This is a genomic window from Flavobacterium sp. DSP2-3-1 (assembly GCF_049896865.1).
Taxonomy (GTDB): Bacteria; Bacteroidota; Bacteroidia; order Flavobacteriales; family Flavobacteriaceae; genus Flavobacterium.
On the sequence record NZ_JAFCVD010000015.1, the window covers coordinates 1 to 18777 of the forward strand.

Sequence of the window (18777 nt, forward strand, 5' to 3'; positions counted from 1 at the left end):
AAAATAGGCCTCACTTAAGTTGTCAAATGTTAACGCCAAATCAGACGCATTTACAACAAGTAATCAAATCAAAAAAATGGAAGAAAAAAACCTCGAAAGTTTTTACTTCAGAGGTTAATCATTAATGTAATTTTAAAATCTAGTTCGTGTCAACTTTTTTCAGGACTAGACACCTTTATTCGTATTACCTGTTAGGATTAAGCTTACTGTTTTTATATCCGTAAAAAAAGTAAAACACCAATCCGATTAGCAACCAGACACCAAACCATTTCCAATTAGAAACCGCCATTCCAGTAAGTAAATAACAGCATGAAATTAATCCCAATAACGGAATTAAAGAAAGGTTTTTGAGGAATGACAAAATTGCCATCACGATACACAAAATAAAGAAAATGATCATCGTGCTATTTGTTGCCATTTTATCTGCAGAGAAATCGAAAGTATCCACAAAGAATGTCGGAAATAAATATCGAATTAAAAATGCGGCAGCCACAACCATTAGAGGAAAAATAAACTTGGAGTTTATATATGGAATTTTGAATTTACCATTGGTCTTACGCTCCGCAATTTCAGCTTCACTTTGAGGAGATAACATTAAAACTCCGCCACAAACCAACACAAAAGCAAATAAAGTCCCAATACTTGTAAAGTCCAATACGAAGTTTTCATCGGTGAAAAAAATTGGAATTCCAACCACTAAACCCGTTACAATAGTTGCAAACCCCGGTGTTTTATATTTTGGATGAATTTCTGAAAATTTCTTTGGCATCAGTCCATCACGGCTCATTGTCATCCAGATACGTGGTTGTCCCATTTGAAAAACCAACATTACGCTGGTCATAGCCACCACGGCCGCAATGGAAACAATAAATAACATCCATTTTACGCCTTTTAAAGCAAATATTTCAGCTAACGGATCGCTAACGCCCAACAAAGTGTAGGACACCATCCCTGTAATTACCAACGCTAAAATAATATAGACAACAGTACAAACCAGTAAGGAATAAATCATTCCGCGAGGCAAATCACGTTGCGGATTTTTACTTTCTTCTGCTAATGTTGAAACGGCATCAAACCCAATATAAGCAAAGAAAACTGCCGAAACACCACCCATAACTCCTTTAAAACCATTTGGCATAAACGGAGTCCAATTGTCAATATCTACATAAAAAGCGCCAACAATAATGACCAAAACTATTATCACCAATTTAATCATTACCATGACATTGCTGATATTTCTGGACTCTTTTGTGCCTCTGTAAACTAAATAAGTGATCAATAAATTGATTACAACGGCTGGCATATCAAAAATTATTCGCAAGTTGCCCAGCATCGGTGCAGTTTGCCAAGCATTAAATCCTTCTCCGGCTTTATTTTCTAAAAAGGCAGAATGTGCCGATTGATAATTTATCGTGAGCCATTGTGGCAAATGAATTTGAAAAGTTTCCAACAAATTCGTAAAATAACCACTCCAAGAGAAAGCTATATAAATGTTCCCGATAGAATATTCCATTATCAACGCCCATCCGATGATCCATGCAAATAATTCCCCAAAAGAGACATACGCGTAAGTGTAAGCACTTCCAGAAACTGGCACACGTGAAGCAAATTCGGCGTAGCACATCGCGGTAAATCCGCAGGCAATAGCACAAATAACATAAAGTATTACTACTCCGGGACCTCCCGAAAAACAGGCATTTCCTATAGCGCTAAAAGTTCCGCCACCAATGATGGCTGCAATCCCAAAAAAAGTAAGATCCCTAACTGTCAATACCTTATGGAGTTCGGTGTGATCTCCATCACCGCCTTGTTGTACTATTGTTGTTGTTGATTTTCTTCTAAATAAACTTGAAAATGCCATATCTAAATTTTATCATTAAAAAATTAATCTATTTTTACGCCTTTTTACTTGCAGTTTGCAATAATATCTATTTTTGTTCGGATATAATAATATAAAAGAATTTTATTATTTTTATTTTTAAAAAAGTCTTCCAATATTTTTGGAAAACGAAAGCCAGTCACAATTTATCTGTCTTTTAAAAAATAGTTTCTACTTCAAACAGCTCCTTAAAATTGTGACCGGATGCAATGCTTTTCTGGTAGTTCCGTCAAAAATCTGGTGGCGACAACTGGTTCCCGCTGCAGCAATGACCGCTGTCGCATCAGTGGCTCTAATTTTTGGAAACAACGTATCTTCTCCCATTTGCATGCTGATTTCATAATGTTCTTTTTCGTATCCAAAAGAACCTGCCATGCCACAACAACCCGAATTATAAATGGTAACCGAACTGTTTTTGGGCACATTCAACATCGCAAAAGTCGCTTCCATCGTACTCAATGACTTTTGGTGACAATGTCCGTGAATTTTTATTGTTTTCGCCTCCTCGGAAAATTGTTGTGTATGAATTTTTCCTTTTGTAATCTCATTTTTGAAAAATTCTTCAATTGTAAATACATTTTTGGCTAATTTTTCCGCACTTTCTTTATCATCGGCCAATCGAATGTATTCGTCTCTAAATGTCAATATCGCTGAAGGTTCGATTCCTATCAAAGGTAAATCTGCAGTAATATAATCCGAAAAAACGGCAACATTTATATTCGCAATTGCTTTTGCTTCTTCGAGAAAACCTTTAGAAATAAAAGCTCTTCCGCTTTCTTCGTGATCCACCAGAATCACCTCATATCCTAATGTTGTCAATAACTCGTACACATCGATTCCAACTGAAACATCATAATAATTAGTGAATTCATCACAAAACAAACATACTTTTCCGTTTTCAAAAGAATCACTTGGTGCTTGATTCCAATTTTTTTCATACCATTTTCGAAATGTCTTTGGAGCCAAAAGCGGCACTTCTCTTTTGGCAGCAATCCCCATACTTTTTTTTACAAAGGGCAAGTTCACCATGAAATTCGTGAATTTTGGAGTGATACTTCCCAGGCCATTCAGTTTCGCATTAAAAGCAAACACTTTATTGCGCCATGAAAATCCATTTGATTTTTGGTATTGGTACAAAAACTCCGATTTTAACGCTGCCACATCCACATTACTAGGACATTCGCTGGCACAGGCTTTGCAACTCACACACAATTCAAATACTTTATATAATTCTTCATGGTCGAATTTATTGTCTTTTTCGGAATGTGTCAAATATTCTCGCAGCGCATTGGCTCTGGCGCGCGTCGTATCTTTTTCATTTCGGGTTGCGCGGTAACTGGGACATAAAGTCCCGCCCGCCGAAGGTAATTTTCTACAGTCACCCGAACCATTGCATTTTTCCGCTGCCCGTAAAATTCCCATACTATCCGAAAAATCCTGAATTGTTTGTATTTCCGGTTCCACTCTGCCCGCTTCCACCCGAAGATTTTCATCCATTTTGAACGCATTTACGATTTTCCCAACGTTCAGGATACTGTTAGGATCAAAAGCATGTTTGATTCTTTTCATCAATTCATAATTCTTGTCTCCAATCATAAAAGGCAAAAACTCGCCACGAACAATCCCGTCGCCATGTTCCCCACTCAAAGATCCTCTATATTTTTTCACCAAAATGGCTACTTCAGTTGCGATATTTCTAAATTGATGCAGCCCTTCTTTTGTTTTCAAATTCAAAACCGGTCGCAAGTGAATTTCTCCGGCCCCGGCATGTGCATAATATATGGCACTCTGACCGTGACGCTCCATCATTGCCGTGAATTCGGCAATGTAATTAGGTAAATCACTCAACTCAACTGCTGTATCTTCAATAGAATCAGCCGCTTTATTATCGCCTACAATACTTCCTAAAAGTCCAAGACCTGCTTTGCGCAACTCATTTATTTTATCAATATCAACACCATAAATTTTTGGTAAAGCATACCCGAAATTGTTTCTTTCTAAATCAGTAATTAAATCATTAGCTTGTCTTTCGGCATCTTCCATACTGTGATGCGACGCCACTTCGAGCATGATAACCGCTTTTGGTTCGCCTTGAATAAAAAATCGGTTTTTCGCTTGTTCTCTGTTGGTTTTGGTACAGTTTAATATCGTATCATCCATCATTTCACAAGTATACAAATGATGTTTCATAGCAGTAACCACAGCTTCCAAACTTTCCTGAATGCTATGAAAATGAGCCACTACCATTACATTATTCGTTGGTGGCAGCTCGTCCACTTTTAACGTTATTTCGGTGGTAAAAGCAAGCGTTCCCTCGCTTCCGCAAAGGAGTTTCCCTAAATTTATTGTTTTTTCTGTTCCTCCAAAAAGTTCCGATTTTAATAATAAATCAATCGCATATCCGGTATTTCTTCGGTGAATTTCAGGTTTCGGAAATTCCTTTACAATCTCTTTTTGGTTTTCGCTATTCGAAAGTTCCTCATAAATGGTCTTGTAAATAGAACTTTCAAGCGTGTTCCCTTTTGTCTTTTCAATGAATTCAACAGAAGTCATTTCTTTAAATACTGCCGAACTTCCATCACTCAAAACTGCTTTAATCTCCACTATTTTATCGCGGGTAACTCCGTACCGAATCGATGTAGTTCCCGATGAATTATTGCCTACCATTCCGCCTATCATACAACGATTTGAAGTAGAAGTATTGGGACCAAAAAACAACCCGTGTTCTTTTAAGTACAAATTCAGTTCATCCCGAATCACTCCCGGCTGAACGGTAACCGTTTTTTGTACGTAATCAAAAGCGACAATCTTAGTGAAATGTTTCGAAACATCTACAATTATTCCATTCCCTACCGTTTGTCCAGCTAAGGAAGTTCCGGCAGTTCTGGGCGTAATTGAAATTTTATTTTTTGCTGCAAATCGAATAATTTTTACAATATCTTCCTCTAATTTTGGAATCGCTACAGCAACTGGCATAATTCGATACGCGGAAGCATCCGTGGCATATAATGTTTTATGGAGATCATCATTAAAAAGTGTTCCTTCTAATGACTGAGATAATTCTTGTAATTGAGGCGTGATTAACATTTAGTGGAGTAAATTGCTATTATTTTCACAAATATAAATATATAGCAGTTTATACCTTAAAAACAACTAAGAAAAATTCAAATCCTTTTGTTATTTACCGGAAAGTTTTCTTAAATCTCATTTTAAAAAAATTGGCAAAGAAATTGCGCTGCTAAAATAAGTCAAATTTTAAAACCATTTTAACTGGTAAATTTCACTAAAAAAACTATTTTTGAACACTATTTAAACGATACTCCGATGAAAAATTTCAAGCACACCCTTTTGCTTATTACGTTCCTTTTACTTTCTTTTTGGAATGGTAACGCACAAGCATTGGCTACAAATCCAAAAAATGAATTTAGAGCCGTTTGGATTGCTACCGTGGTAAATATTGACTGGCCAAAAATGAGCACTGATAATGTTGCCAAACAAAAAGCGGATTATATTGAGATTTTAGACACCTACAAAAAATTAAATTATAATGCTGTTATTGTTCAGATTCGAAGTGTTGGTGACGCTTTTTATCCAACAGAATTAGCTCCGTGGTCACGTTTTTTGACTGGTAAAGAAGGACAAGCTCCAAAACCATATTTTGATACATTAGCCTGGATGATTGCTGAAACTCACGCCAGAGGTTTTGAATTTCATGCTTGGATGAATCCATACAGAGCTACAATGGATTACAACACGTCGCTTTTGAGTCCGCAACATGATTTTTTCAAGCATCCAGATTGGATGATTAAATATGGTGGAAAATATTATTACAATCCGGCATTACCCGAAGTTCAAAACCACTTGACGGCAATCGTAGAAGAGGTAGTGGAAAAATATGATATTGATGCGATACATTTTGATGATTATTTTTATCCGTACAGAATAAAAGGAGAACTATTTGATGATACCGATTCTTTCAAAAAATACGGTAATGGACTAAGTATCGAAGATTGGAGACGTTCGAATGTGAATAATTTTGTACGATGTGTTTCCCTTTCGATAAAAAACATCAAACCGTGGGTGCAACTTGGCATCAGCCCATTTGGAGTTTGGAGAAATAAATCAGTAGATCCCAGAGGTTCTGAAACCGAGGCGGGACAAACGAATTACGATGATTTATTCGCTGATCCTTTAGCGTGGATGGAAAATAAATGGATTGACTACCTTGTGCCACAATTATATTGGAGCATGGATCACCCAAAAGCTTCCTATTCAAAACTATTGCGTTGGTGGTCTGAAAACTCAACGAATACAGCAATTTACATTGGAAATGGAACGTATAAAATCAACACTGATTCTGATAAAAGATGGAATAATCCAAATGAAATACCAAATCAAATTGACATTACCAGATCCTACAAAAACATTCAGGGAAATGCTTTTTTTAGTGCCAAATCATTCTTGAACAGAAATCAAAATGTGACCAAGTTACTAACAGAAAACCAGTACAAATATGCTGCCCTTCCAACTGTAGTGCCCGGTTCCATTAAAAAAATGGCGATCGTGCCTACAGCGAATAACATTTTGATAGACCCAATTGCGTCACGATTTAATGTTACTTATCCTTTGTACAGTAAAGTGCGTTACGTAATGGTTTATGGAGCCAAATTCAATTCAAAAATTGATATTAACGATCCAAGTCAAATTATTGATAAAATAGCATTTAAAGATGATAATAATACGGTTGAAGTTGTGATTCCATCTTATAAATTAGACAAAAATACAACCTGCGCAATTACATTCATTGATTTTTATGGTAATGAAAGTGAAGCAACTTTAGTGAACTTTACGCTGTAAAATTGAATCGAATATAACACGCTATAAATGAAAACAGACAACAGACCTTGGTATTGGATTCCCGTTTTAAACTTTGCTTCCGGATTGCCTTATGCCATCATTATTTCGGTATCGGTGATCATGTATAAAAACCTCGGAATCAATAATGAAGATATTGGGATTTATACCAGTTTACTTTATTTACCGTGGGTAATTAAACCGTTGTGGAGCCCATTTATTGATCTTTATTCGACAAAAAGAAAATGGTTTTTAACCATGCAATTGCTCATTTCTATCGCTTTTTTAGTGGTGGGTTTGACGATACCTTTAAGTAATTTTTTCGTTATTAGTTTAGCCGTATTTTGGGTTGCTGCATTTGCTTCCGCTTCTAATGATGTAGCAAGCGATGGATTTTATATGTTGGCTTTAGAAAAAGAACAGCAATCCTTTTTTCTTGGAATCAGGAGTACTTTTTATAGACTTTCCATGCTTACTGGCAATGGATTAATAGTGTTTATTGCGGGTTATTTAGAACAAGAATATGGTGATAAGCAAAAAGCATGGTCCTACACGATGGTAATTGTCGGTATCATTATGACCGTAATTACCATTTATAATTATTTTTCGACTCCAAAAATTGAAGCAAAAATCTTAGCAACAAAAGCGGAATCGGTTCCTAATAAAAGTTTTGCTGCTGTTTTCGCTACTTTTTTTCAAAAGAAACAAATTGGTTTAGTTTTAGCTTTCATTTTATTGTTTAGATTAGGAGAATCGCAATTATTAAAAATGTTGACTCCTTTTCTTATCGATCCGATAACTGCAGGTGGAATGGGATTAACCACTCAGGATGTTGGTATAATTTATGGCACTTTCGGGGTTATTGCACTAACTGTTGGAGGTATTCTGGGCGGTATAGTCATATCTAGAGATGGATTAGGAAAATGGATGCTACCCATGATTTTAGCTATGCACTTACCCATAATAGGGTTTATATTACTCTCCCATTTTCATCCGGGTTCCGTTATCTATGTTTATTTGACGATAATTGCGGAACAATTTGGTTATGGATTTGGTTTTGCGGCTTTCATGATGTATTTAATTTATGTGGCTGATGGCGAATCAAAAACGTCCCACTACTCTATCGCAACTGGATTTATGGCTTTAGGAATGATGCTTCCGGGAATGTTGAGTGGTTATATCCAAGAATATCTGGGCTATGGAAATTTCTTTATTTGGGTATTTTTGGCAACCATTCCAGGATTAATTTTATCCCGATTTTTGATTTTTCCAGCCGATTTTGGAAAGAAAACCGAATAATTTAATAGCACACGGATAAGACGGATTTACTGTGTAAAGTCAACAATAAAAACCGTTTTTAAAAATCCGTTTTTCTCTGCGTTTTCTAAAACAGAATTCGTTTTATATGCGTAACAAAAAAGTATAAAATAGTAACGAATGACATTAGAACAAAAAATAGGGCAGTTTTTTTTTCCTGCCGTTTTCATTAATGATACTGAAGAAAACATTCAAGCTACCGAACAATTAATAAGGCATTACAACATCGGAGGGTTGACTTTTTTTCACAGCCGAGCCAGTGCAGCGACGAATTATGAATCTAAGAAAAAAGTAGTTTTAAATGATGATAGTTTTCAACGTTTAAAGGAACTTATTAAAAGGTATCAAAGTTGTGCTACGACTCCGTTATTAATGAGTATCGATGCCGAATGGGGTTTAGCCATGCGCGTCGAAAAAACACCACAATATCCGTATGCTATAACACTTGGCGCTTTACCTATTAATGAAAAAAATTTGGTTTACGAAGTTGGTAAACAAATAGGCTTAGACTTAAAATTTGTTGGGATTCATTATAATTTAGCGCCTTTGGCCGACATCAATAATAATCCTAATAATCCTGTAATAGGGTACCGTTCTTTTGGTCAAAACAAAGAAAAAGTAGCTGATTTTTCGCTGGAATATCTTAGAGGAATGAATGATGTCGGGATTTTAGGTTGTTTTAAACATTTTCCCGGACACGGAAATACGAATATTGATTCGCACTTAGGATTACCCGTTTTAAAAGAAACTTTGGAAGAATTATTAGCCAATGAATTAGTTCCTTTTATAAAAGGAATTGAGAATAACGTTGATTCGATTATGATTGGCCACTTAGCAGTTCCCGCTTTAAACGATGAAAAAGACACTTCAGCCACGTTATCAAAATCCGTAATTGAAACGCTTTTGCGAAAGCAATTAGGATACGATGGTCTAGTGATTTCGGATGCGTTAAATATGCACAGCGTTTCTAAATTGTACGATAAAAAAGGACAGTTGGAATGGGAAGCTTTCAATGCGGGTAATGATGTGTTGTGCTTCGCAGAAAATGTTGTTGAAGGAATCCAGGAAATCCTTAAAAATGCAAAACCTGAAAGAATTGAAGCTAGTTTTCAACGCATCTGGAAATGCAAACAAAAAGCAGGAATTGTAGATGGAAAACTAAGTTTGCCAAACCTTTCAGCGACTGATTTTGATTTTGAAACCACTTCTAAATTAAATCTGAAAATTGCTCAAAACTGCATTACAAAAATAAAAGACAATCACAATACAGAGACTGTTTTTGACGCAAAAAATAGAGGTGATCTTGCCAAAATTAGCATCTATAAAAATACCGATAATGTATTTTTTCATACCTTAAGTAACGCTTTACCTTCACCTGAATTCAGTTATGAAACTGGAGGTGAATCCATTTTGAATGAATTAGGAAATGATCTAAATAAATTTGACACTCTAATCATTTCTTTATTTGTTCCAAAGGCAAAACCATTAAACAATTTTGATATTGAAGATTCCGTACTTCAATTTTTAGGTAACATGTTTACCGTCAAAAAGTGCATTTTATATGTTTTCGGGAATCCTTATGCGCTGCAAATTATTCCAAATTTGAAAGATGCTTCAGGAATTATTCAAATGTATCAGGATTTTTCAGAATTTCAGGAGACCGCTGCCGAACAACTTTTGAAAAATACTAAATGTAAAGGAACTATTCCTGTAGAGGTTAACTTTCTATAATTATAACCCGTTGGGTGTAATTCAATTTGTTTAATTTTTTTACCACATAGAAACATAGATTTTAAAATTATGTAAGGCGTCTCACTTTTTTAGAGAAAATCATAGCTGTATGAAGCTAAAAATTGGTATGTCCAAATCTTTTTTTCTATGTTTCTATGTGGTTCAATTTTTTTATTTAAGATTAATTCAAATTTTTATTAATTACACCCAACGGGTTAATTATAGGTAAAATCTTTAAAAAATTTTATCATAATAATTCCCTATTTTGAGATAAGTATTTATAATCAAATGCTATTTCAATTTAGTTTTTGTATGACTACATTTGCACCAACAAAAAAACAATTAAAAAGTAAATAAAAATGTCATTAGTAGGTAAAAAATTTCCAAGTATTGCAGTAGACGCTATCTCTGAAATGGGTGATAATTTAAAAATCAACATTTTTGAAGAAGCTGTAAACAACAACAAGAAAGTACTTTTATTTTGGTATCCAAAAGATTTTACATTTGTGTGCCCAACTGAATTACATGCTTTTCAAACCGCTTTACCAGAATTCGAAAAAAGAAATACAATTGTTATAGGTGCATCTTGTGATACTAACGAAGTACATTTTGCATGGTTAAATACTCCAAAAAACAACGGTGGAATTGAGGGTGTAACTTATCCAATTATTGCGGATACCAACAGAAACTTATCAAATATATTAGGAATTCTTGATATTGAAGAAACAGCTTACAGCGAAGAAACTGATTCAATTATTATTCAAGGTTCTAATGTAACGTATAGAGCAACATACCTTATTGATGAAACTGGAAAAATTTTCCACGAAAGCGTAAACGATATGCCATTAGGTCGTAATGTAAATGAATACTTACGTATGGTTGATGCTTACACACACATTCAAGAAAAAGGAGAAGTTTGTCCTGCAAACTGGGAAGCCGGAAAAGAAGCAATGAGCGCAGACCGAATCAGTACTGCTGAATACTTGACTTTAAACTAAATCAATAACACTGTCAATTGTAATACTAAATTTCTATTTAATACAGTAAATATTAGTATTGCAATTGCATTTTGAAATTTAAAAATATGTTAATCGAATTAACCGAAGATACGTTACAGGATTTAATTGCAAAAGACGAAAAAGTAGTGGTTCAATTTTCGGCATCATGGTGCGGAAATTGCAGAATTATGAAGCCTAAATTCAAAAAATTGGCTTCAGAAAATGAAACAATCACTTTTGCTCTTGTTGATGCTGAAAATTTTCCGGAATCCCGAAAATTAGCAAATGTGAGTAATTTGCCAACTTTTGCCACTTTTGTAAATGGTAAACTGGTAAACGAAACACAAACTAATAAACAAGAAGTGCTAATTGAATTAGTAAACGAAATTGTTTAAAAAGATTATCAGATTAAATTTTTAGACTTAATTAGATTTATATACTTCTAAGATTTTAAAAACCTAAAAATCTTTTTTATACTTAAATTCAATTTAGAGTCCCAACAAATCTAAAAATCGAATAAATGTTACAATTTAAAAATCGAAAAAAAAATGAAATTACCTGTTATTAAGCATTTAACGCAGTTTATAGAGGAAAATGATGAAGATTACATCATTGAAACGATAGAAGTTCTGGAAGCTATGACTGAAATTTCATCATTGAAAGATGAAGAATTAGATGTCATTGGTGAATTAATTTCTAATATGTACGGCGCATTAGAAGTAAACAAACTAGTAAAAACCGGAACTGATAAAAAAGAAGCCTTAAACACTTTCATGAAACGTGTTTTGGGTTCCATCGATAAATAAAAGAATTTTTTATTTAATTCTACTAAAACGCATTCCGAAACGGGTGCGTTTTTTTATTCAATAAATCTAAAAGATAACATAATTTTAAAGTTAATGATTTGCGTAAAATGGTAAACTTTAAACCTCTATTTGAGGACAAATTCTTAAATAATTTTCATACTTTTGAACCTCATAAAAAAACAAACATTATGGCTTCAATAACATTAGGAGGAAATCCAATTCATACTTCAGGGGAATTACCAAAAATAGGTACAAAAATCGCTGATTTTAAGTTAGTAAAAACGGACCTTTCTATCGCTTCATTACAAGATTTTGCGGGTAAAAAACTAGTTTTAAATATTTTTCCAAGCGTAGATACCGGAACTTGTGCAGCATCTGTTAGAAAATTCAACGAAAGCGCCAGTACTTTAGAAAATACTACTGTTTTATGTGTTTCAAGAGATTTACCATTTGCACAAAAACGTTTTTGTGGTGCAGAAGGACTTGAAAATGTTGTTAACTTATCTGATTTTTCAGAAGGAAGTTTTGGTAAAGCAAATGGTTTAGAAATGACCGACGGTCCTCTGGCCGGATTACACTCAAGAGTTATTATCGTTGTTAATGAAAACGGAATAATTACACATACGGAACAAGTTGCTGAAATTGCAGATGAACCAAACTACGAAGCTGCGTTAGCGGTACTTTAATCTGAATTTAATGGAATTTCAAAAAGACAATACTTTTTTTTCCGGAAGATTAAAAAGTGTCTCTTATGCTCTAAAGGGAGCTTTAAAACTTATTACGACAGAACACAGCATAATGGTTCAATTTTCTCTTGGAATTTTGGTCAGCATTGCTGGATTTTATTTTGGTATTTCTAAAACAGAATGGCTTTTTCAGACTTTAGCTATTGGTTTAGTGATGAGTATTGAAGGTTTAAATACGGCTGTTGAAAAAATAGCCGATTTTATTCATCCCAATTATCACGAAAGAATTGGCTTCATTAAAGATATTGCTGCGGGAGCGGTATTTTTTGCTGCTTTGACAGCAATAGTAATTGGTTTAATTATATATATCCCTTTCGTTTTTTAGGTATTATTACAAATAAGAATGGCAAAAACAACAAAAACAGCTCCTTTAATAAAAAAAAGCGAAACTAAATCAGCGGTCAAAACACCATTAAAATTAACCAAACAGAATAAAATTGTTTTTGGTTCTTTACTGGTTTTATTTTCCGTTGCATTATTGTTTGCGTTTGTGTCCTTGTTCCTTTATGGACAACAAGATCAAAGTGCTGTTCAACAATTGACGGATCGTTCAGAAACGGTTCAGAACTGGCTTGGAAAATTTGGCGCCTTTTTAGCTGATTTACTGGTTTATAAAGGTTTTGGAATCGCCGCTTTTATATTCGTACGTTTATTTTTCCTTTCAGGAATATATATGATTCTTGGTATTTCTTTAGGAAAACTTAAGAATATTTGGTTTTGGGATTTATTTGTGATCATAATAGTATCCGTTTTATTTGGATTCTTTGCTACTTCGGCGCCTGAATTAGGAGGAACTATTGGATATGAATTGAATTTATTTTTGCAAGATTACATTGGAAAAACAGGGACATTACTGATTTTGCTTTTTGGACTCATTATTTATATCATTTTCAAAATCAAGCTTTCCCCGGAAAGTATTCAGTTGTTTTTTGATACTACCAAAAAAGAAATGAAAGCAGTTTCCATCACCAATCCGCTAAACAACGGAAAAAGCGGTTATAATTTGGAAGAATTTGCAGTTCTTGAAGAGGAAGAAATTGACGACATTCATTTAAAAACAAATGGTTCACAATTCGAAATCAACAAAGAAGCATTAAAACCAACTATTAGTAATTCATCTGATATTAATAGAGATCCTATTGTAAAACCGCTTGCAATGGAAGTAACACCAATAGCAACTCCAGAAGTTATTTCGAATGCTGAGGAATCGTTTATAATAGAAACCGCTCCTGAAGAAGACATTATCGAAGAAAACTTAGCGTCTCGATTAGTAGCTGATTTTGGATTATTCGACCCAACTTTGGATTTATCCAATTATAAATTTCCTACGATTGATTTATTAAAAGAATATTCTACAGGGGGAATTACCATCAATCAGGAAGAATTAGAAGAAAATAAAAACAGAATTGTAGATACCCTTCGCAATTATAAAATAGAAATTGCTCAAATAAAAGCGACCGTTGGCCCATCGGTTACATTATATGAGATTGTTCCTGAAGCAGGAATTCGCATTTCAAAAATCAAGAGCTTAGAAGATGATATTGCGCTGTCACTTTCGGCTTTAGGAATTCGTATCATCGCTCCTATTCCGGGGAAAGGAACCATAGGAATTGAGGTTCCTAACAAGAATCCAACGATGGTTTCTATGAAAAGTGTTATCGGATCTGCCAAATTTCAAGAAGCTGAAATGGAATTACCAATCGCTCTTGGAAAAACAATCTCTAACGAAACTTTTGTAGTGGATTTAGCCAAAATGCCTCACTTATTGATGGCAGGAGCTACTGGTCAAGGAAAATCAGTTGGTTTGAATGCCGTTCTGACTTCGCTGTTATACAAAAAACATCCAGCTGAAGTTAAATTTGTTTTGGTAGATCCTAAAAAAGTAGAGCTTACACTTTTTAACAAAATCGAAAGACACTATTTAGCAAAACTTCCAGATATGGATGACGCTATTATTACGGACAATGCAAAAGTAGTTAATACATTAAATTCCCTTTGCGTAGAAATGGACAACCGTTATTCTTTGTTAAAAGATGCGATGGTCCGTAACATCAAAGAATACAACGATAAATTTAAGGCTCGAAAACTGAATCCTGAAAACGGACACCGATTTTTACCCTATATTGTTCTTGTAGTTGATGAGTTTGCCGATTTGATTATGACTGCAGGCAAAGAAGTGGAAGTTCCTATAGCTCGTTTGGCACAACTGGCGCGAGCCATTGGAATACACTTAATTATAGCGACACAAAGACCATCTGTAAATGTAATTACAGGTTTAATTAAAGCCAATTTCCCTGCGAGAATAGCATTTAGAGTGACCTCAAAAATTGATTCCCGAACCATTTTGGATACGCAAGGAGCGGATCAGTTGATAGGACGTGGTGATATGCTTTACACCAATGGAAATGATGTGGTAAGGGTACAATGTGCGTTTATCGACACTCCTGAAGTGGAGAAAATTACTAATTTTATAGGTTCCCAAAAAGCCTACGCTACTGCTTATTTACTTCCTGAGTTCGTTGGTGACGAAAGTGGCATTAATCTTGATATGGATATTTCCGACAGAGATACTTTGTTTAGAGAGGCCGCTGAAATCATTGTGAATGCACAACAGGGATCAGCTTCCTTATTACAAAGAAAACTTAAATTAGGATACAATAGAGCAGGAAGATTAATCGATCAACTCGAGGCTGCTGGAATTGTAGGCCCTTTTGAAGGAAGTAAAGCACGCAGTGTTAACATTCTGGACATGAGTTCTCTTGATCAATTTTTCAACAATGAAAAAAACAAATAATTACGATGAAATCAAAAATTCAAGATTCTAAAAAAAGCAACATACAAAATATGAGTAAAAAGTTCCTTTTATTAGCGGGTATATTTATTCTTACTTTTTCAGTTCAAGCACAAGATAAAAAAGCAAAAGACCTTTTAGATCAAGTTACTGCTAAAGTTAAAAGTTATGATAATATTGCTATTGATTTTAAATACTCCTTGAATAACGCCAAAGAAAACATCAATCAGGACAGTAAAGGAAATGTTACGATGAAAGGAAATCAATATGTTTTAAATTTCATGGGAGTCACTAAAATTTTTGATGGTAAAAAAACATATACTATTGTTCCCGAAGATGAAGAAATTACCATTTCAGCAGTAAATGAAAAAGACGATAATGCCATAACTCCATCAAAAATGTTGACTTTTTTTAATACGGGTTACAGATATAATATGGATATTTTGCAAAATGTAAAAGGCAGAAAAATTCAATATATTAAATTAGTTCCGTTAAATGCTAAAGATCAAAGAAAAGAAGTCTTATTGGGAATTGATGTTCAAACGAAACACATTTACAATTTAATAGAAATGGGCAAAAAAGGCACAAAAACAACTTTAACGGTTAATTCTTTCAAAACCAACCAACCTTTGTCAAAAAATCAATTTACATTTGCGGGAAGTAAATATCCAAATTACTACATCAACAAATTAGATTAATGCGCTAAGTGAAAATTCTTGACAAATACTTATTAAAAACCTTTTTGACTACATTTATTACGGTATTTGTAATCCTATTTTTTATATTTATACTTCAAACCGTTTGGTTATTTATATCAGAATTGGCCGGGAAAGATTTAGATCTCTTAATGATTATTAAATTCCTGGCCTTTTCCATGCCTAGAATTGTACCCTTGGTGTTACCACTTTCTATACTTTTATCTTCGATAATGACTTTTGGAAATTTGGCTGAAAATTATGAATTTGCAGCAATGAAATCTTCGGGAATTTCGCTTCAACGAGCCATGAGAAGTCTCACTGTATTCATCGTTTTATTAAGTATCGTGGCCTTCTTCTTTTCGAATAATGTCATTCCTTATGCTGAATACAAGTTTATTAATTTTCGAAAAAATATCGCACAGGTCAAACCAGCATTGGCTATCGCCGAAGGACAATTTAATGATGTTGGTTTTTATAATATAAAAGTCAACAAAAAAAGTGGCGCAGAAGGAAATATTCTGACCGGAATAACTATTCACAAAAAATCTAAAATTGGTGATGGAAGTAAAACTGTAATCAAAGCCAAAAATGGAGAATTAATTAGTAGTGAAGAATCCAGTATTCTGCAATTAGTGCTTAACAAAGGGTATTATTACGAAGACATCGTTCCAAAAAAATATGAAGATCGCAGTAAGATGCCTTTTGCAAAAAGCTCCTTTAGAAAGCAAATTATAAATATAGATTTATCTGAACTGAATAAAGTGGATGTAAATGACGAATCTGTTGCCAACACAAATACCATGCTGACCGTTAATGAACTAAATTACACTTTAGATTCATTAAATAAAAATATGAAAACGGACATCATTACGTTTACCGAAAACAGCAATGCAAGAATTGGATTTCCAGGGAAAAAAAAATTAGTACCAGTAGCCAAAAAAAGTAAACCACTTCCAGATGATATTCTATCATTATACACCAACGAACAAAAATCGGATATTTTAAAAATCGCCAGCAGTAATGTGATCAGCACCAGCTATTCCATTGATTCTTCTAAAACCGAATTGTTCAATAAGCAGAAAAATATAAACAGACATTTATTGGCTTTTTACGATAAATTTGTAATCGTATATGCTTGCTTTCTAATGTTCTTTATAGGAGCGCCATTAGGAGCAATTATTAGAAAAGGAGGATTAGGACTTCCAATAGTTTTTGCTGTTTTTATATTTATAACCTTTCATTTTATAAATACTTTTGGAAAAAGGATTGCTCAGGAAAACGGAATGACTCCATTTATGGGAGCTTGGTTATCCTCATTTATACTAACACCATTAGCTGTTTTATTGACTTACAGAGCTACAAACGATATTGGTTTAATAAATATGGATGTTATTTTAGCTCCATTCCAAAAAGTAATAAAAAAAATATTCCCATCACAAAACTAACACCCGAAATGGACTTAAATAAAATTCAACTTAACACAATTGAAGAAGCAATAGAAGATATTCGTCAAGGAAAAATTATTATAGTTGTTGATGATGAAGATCGTGAAAATGAGGGAGATTTTTTGGCTGCAGCCGAAAAAGTAACACCCGAAATGATTAATTTCATGGCTACTCATGGTCGCGGATTAATATGCGCTCCGTTGACAGAAAGCCGTTGTAAAGAATTAGGATTGCATGTGATGGTGACCAATAATACGGATCCAATGGAGACCGCTTTTACAGTTTCGGTAGATTTAAGAGGAAACGGCGTTACAACTGGAATATCAGCAGCTGATAGAGCAAAAACAATTTTAGCACTTGTAAATCAAGAAACGAAACCACATGATTTAGCAAGACCCGGACATATTTTTCCTCTAATTGCCAAACAGGGTGGTGTTTTGAGAAGAACAGGCCATACAGAGGCAGCAATTGATTTTGCTCGTTTAGCTGGATTTAAATCAGCTGGAGTAATTGTGGAAATCATGAATGAAGATGGAACAATGGCACGTCTTCCCCAATTAGTCGAAGTGGCAAAAAAATTCGATTTAAAATTAGTTTCAATCGAATCCTTAGTCGCTTACAGAATGCAACATGACAGCTTAATTGTTAAAAAAGAAGATTTTGATATTGAAACTCGTTTTGGTACATTCAGATTACGTGCATACCAACAAACCACTAACAAACAAATACATATTGCCCTGACTAAAGGCAACTGGAATATTGGTGAACCAATACTTACCAGAATCAATTCTACTTTAGTCAATAATGATATTTTAGGAACATTGACCAATGATGTCAATAAGAAATTAGACGGTATGTTTCAATTGATAAATGATCAAGGAAAAGGGGCGGTTTTATTTATTAATCAGGAAGCGCAATCAATAGACTTATTGAATCGGATTGTAGAATTGAAAGGACTGCAAGCGAAAGGAGAATTTAAAGCACCACAAATAAAGATGGATAATAAAGATTTTGGTATTGGTGCTCAAATTTTACATGATATTGATATTTCAAAAATCCGTTTATTATCCAATACTGAGCAAACAAAACGCGTTGGAATGATTGGATATGGATTAGAAATTAAAGAATATGTAAATTATTAAATTCATTTTAAAAAAAATTATAAAAATATTTTTATCTAAAGTATACAAAATGAAACCTTTAAAAATTAGTCCAAAAAATAGATGCTTTTTTTCTAAAAATAGATTTGCATAACCAAAAAAGGTTCTTATATTTGCACTCGCAATCAGACAATGAATGCGACATCCTGGAGAAATGGCAGAGCGGTCGAATGCGGCAGTCTTGAAAACTGTTGACTGTAACAGGTCCGGGGGTTCGAATCCCTCTTTCTCCGCAGGAAAATTACCCTAACCCTTGTAAACAAAGGCGTTAGGGTTTTTTGTTTTTACTTCTAGCCCACATTTAGCCCACGGTTCATTTATTTTACTTTTTTCATTAATTTTATAATAGAAA

General features: G+C 34.1%; 14 protein-coding genes and 1 tRNA gene. 13 read left to right on the forward strand and 2 right to left on the reverse strand.

The genetic code is table 11. From position 1 onward, the window contains the following. Positions 1-184 precede the first annotated feature (184 nt). Positions 185-1861 (reverse strand): amino acid permease, encoded by a 1677-nt coding sequence (locus tag ACP7AT_RS14925; RefSeq protein ID WP_426065209.1) that lies wholly within the window; start codon positions 1859-1861, stop codon positions 185-187. Between the two features lie 189 nt (positions 1862-2050). Further along, positions 2051-4966: an FAD-binding and (Fe-S)-binding domain-containing protein gene (locus ACP7AT_RS14930; RefSeq protein WP_426065210.1), complete on the reverse strand. Its 2916-nt coding sequence runs from the start codon at positions 4964-4966 to the stop codon at positions 2051-2053. A 237-nt stretch (positions 4967-5203) separates the two neighbouring features. Between ACP7AT_RS14930 and ACP7AT_RS14935 the strand changes: the two genes are divergently transcribed. The 13 genes from ACP7AT_RS14935 to ACP7AT_RS14995 all read left to right on the forward strand — a co-directional run bounded on the left by ACP7AT_RS14935 (position 5204) and on the right by ACP7AT_RS14995 (position 18658). Beyond that, positions 5204-6736 (forward strand): glycoside hydrolase family 10 protein, encoded by a 1533-nt coding sequence (locus ACP7AT_RS14935; RefSeq protein ID WP_426065211.1) that lies wholly within the window; start codon positions 5204-5206, stop codon positions 6734-6736. Between the two features lie 27 nt (positions 6737-6763). Next, the gene (locus tag ACP7AT_RS14940) at positions 6764-8032 is read left to right on the forward strand and encodes an AmpG family muropeptide MFS transporter (RefSeq protein WP_426065212.1); all 1269 of its coding nucleotides are present in this window, start codon (positions 6764-6766) and stop codon (positions 8030-8032) included. A 138-nt stretch (positions 8033-8170) separates the two neighbouring features. After that, positions 8171-9781 carry a glycoside hydrolase family 3 protein gene (locus ACP7AT_RS14945; RefSeq protein ID WP_426065214.1) on the forward strand — a complete coding sequence of 537 codons (1611 nt, stop codon included), beginning with the start codon at positions 8171-8173 and terminating at the stop codon, positions 9779-9781. Between the two features lie 359 nt (positions 9782-10140). Beyond that, positions 10141-10779: a peroxiredoxin gene (locus ACP7AT_RS14950; RefSeq protein WP_426065216.1), complete on the forward strand. Its 639-nt coding sequence runs from the start codon at positions 10141-10143 to the stop codon at positions 10777-10779. 86 nt (positions 10780-10865) lie between these two features. Next, complete coding sequence (locus tag ACP7AT_RS14955; RefSeq protein WP_091172170.1) at positions 10866-11174, forward strand: thioredoxin family protein; 309 nt, start codon at positions 10866-10868, stop codon at positions 11172-11174. A 153-nt stretch (positions 11175-11327) separates the two neighbouring features. Next, positions 11328-11585: a DUF6952 family protein gene (locus ACP7AT_RS14960; RefSeq protein WP_091172168.1), complete on the forward strand. Its 258-nt coding sequence runs from the start codon at positions 11328-11330 to the stop codon at positions 11583-11585. Between the two features lie 188 nt (positions 11586-11773). Continuing rightward, entirely contained in the window at positions 11774-12271 is a 498-nt protein-coding gene (gene tpx, locus ACP7AT_RS14965; RefSeq protein WP_426065218.1) for a thiol peroxidase, read from the forward strand. A gap of 10 nt (positions 12272-12281) precedes the next feature. Next, positions 12282-12656 carry a diacylglycerol kinase family protein gene (locus tag ACP7AT_RS14970; RefSeq protein ID WP_426065219.1) on the forward strand — a complete coding sequence of 125 codons (375 nt, stop codon included), beginning with the start codon at positions 12282-12284 and terminating at the stop codon, positions 12654-12656. Between the two features lie 18 nt (positions 12657-12674). Continuing rightward, positions 12675-15125 carry a DNA translocase FtsK gene (locus ACP7AT_RS14975; protein WP_426065220.1) on the forward strand — a complete coding sequence of 817 codons (2451 nt, stop codon included), beginning with the start codon at positions 12675-12677 and terminating at the stop codon, positions 15123-15125. Between the two features lie 50 nt (positions 15126-15175). After that, complete coding sequence (locus ACP7AT_RS14980; protein WP_426065263.1) at positions 15176-15820, forward strand: LolA family protein; 645 nt, start codon at positions 15176-15178, stop codon at positions 15818-15820. An 8-nt stretch (positions 15821-15828) separates the two neighbouring features. Beyond that, positions 15829-17265 (forward strand): LptF/LptG family permease, encoded by a 1437-nt coding sequence (locus ACP7AT_RS14985; RefSeq protein ID WP_426065222.1) that lies wholly within the window; start codon positions 15829-15831, stop codon positions 17263-17265. Between the two features lie 8 nt (positions 17266-17273). Continuing rightward, positions 17274-18407 (forward strand): 3,4-dihydroxy-2-butanone-4-phosphate synthase, encoded by a 1134-nt coding sequence (gene ribB, locus ACP7AT_RS14990; RefSeq protein ID WP_426065223.1) that lies wholly within the window; start codon positions 17274-17276, stop codon positions 18405-18407. 166 nt (positions 18408-18573) lie between these two features. Next, positions 18574-18658, forward strand: a tRNA-Ser gene (locus tag ACP7AT_RS14995). Positions 18659-18777 lie beyond the last annotated feature (119 nt).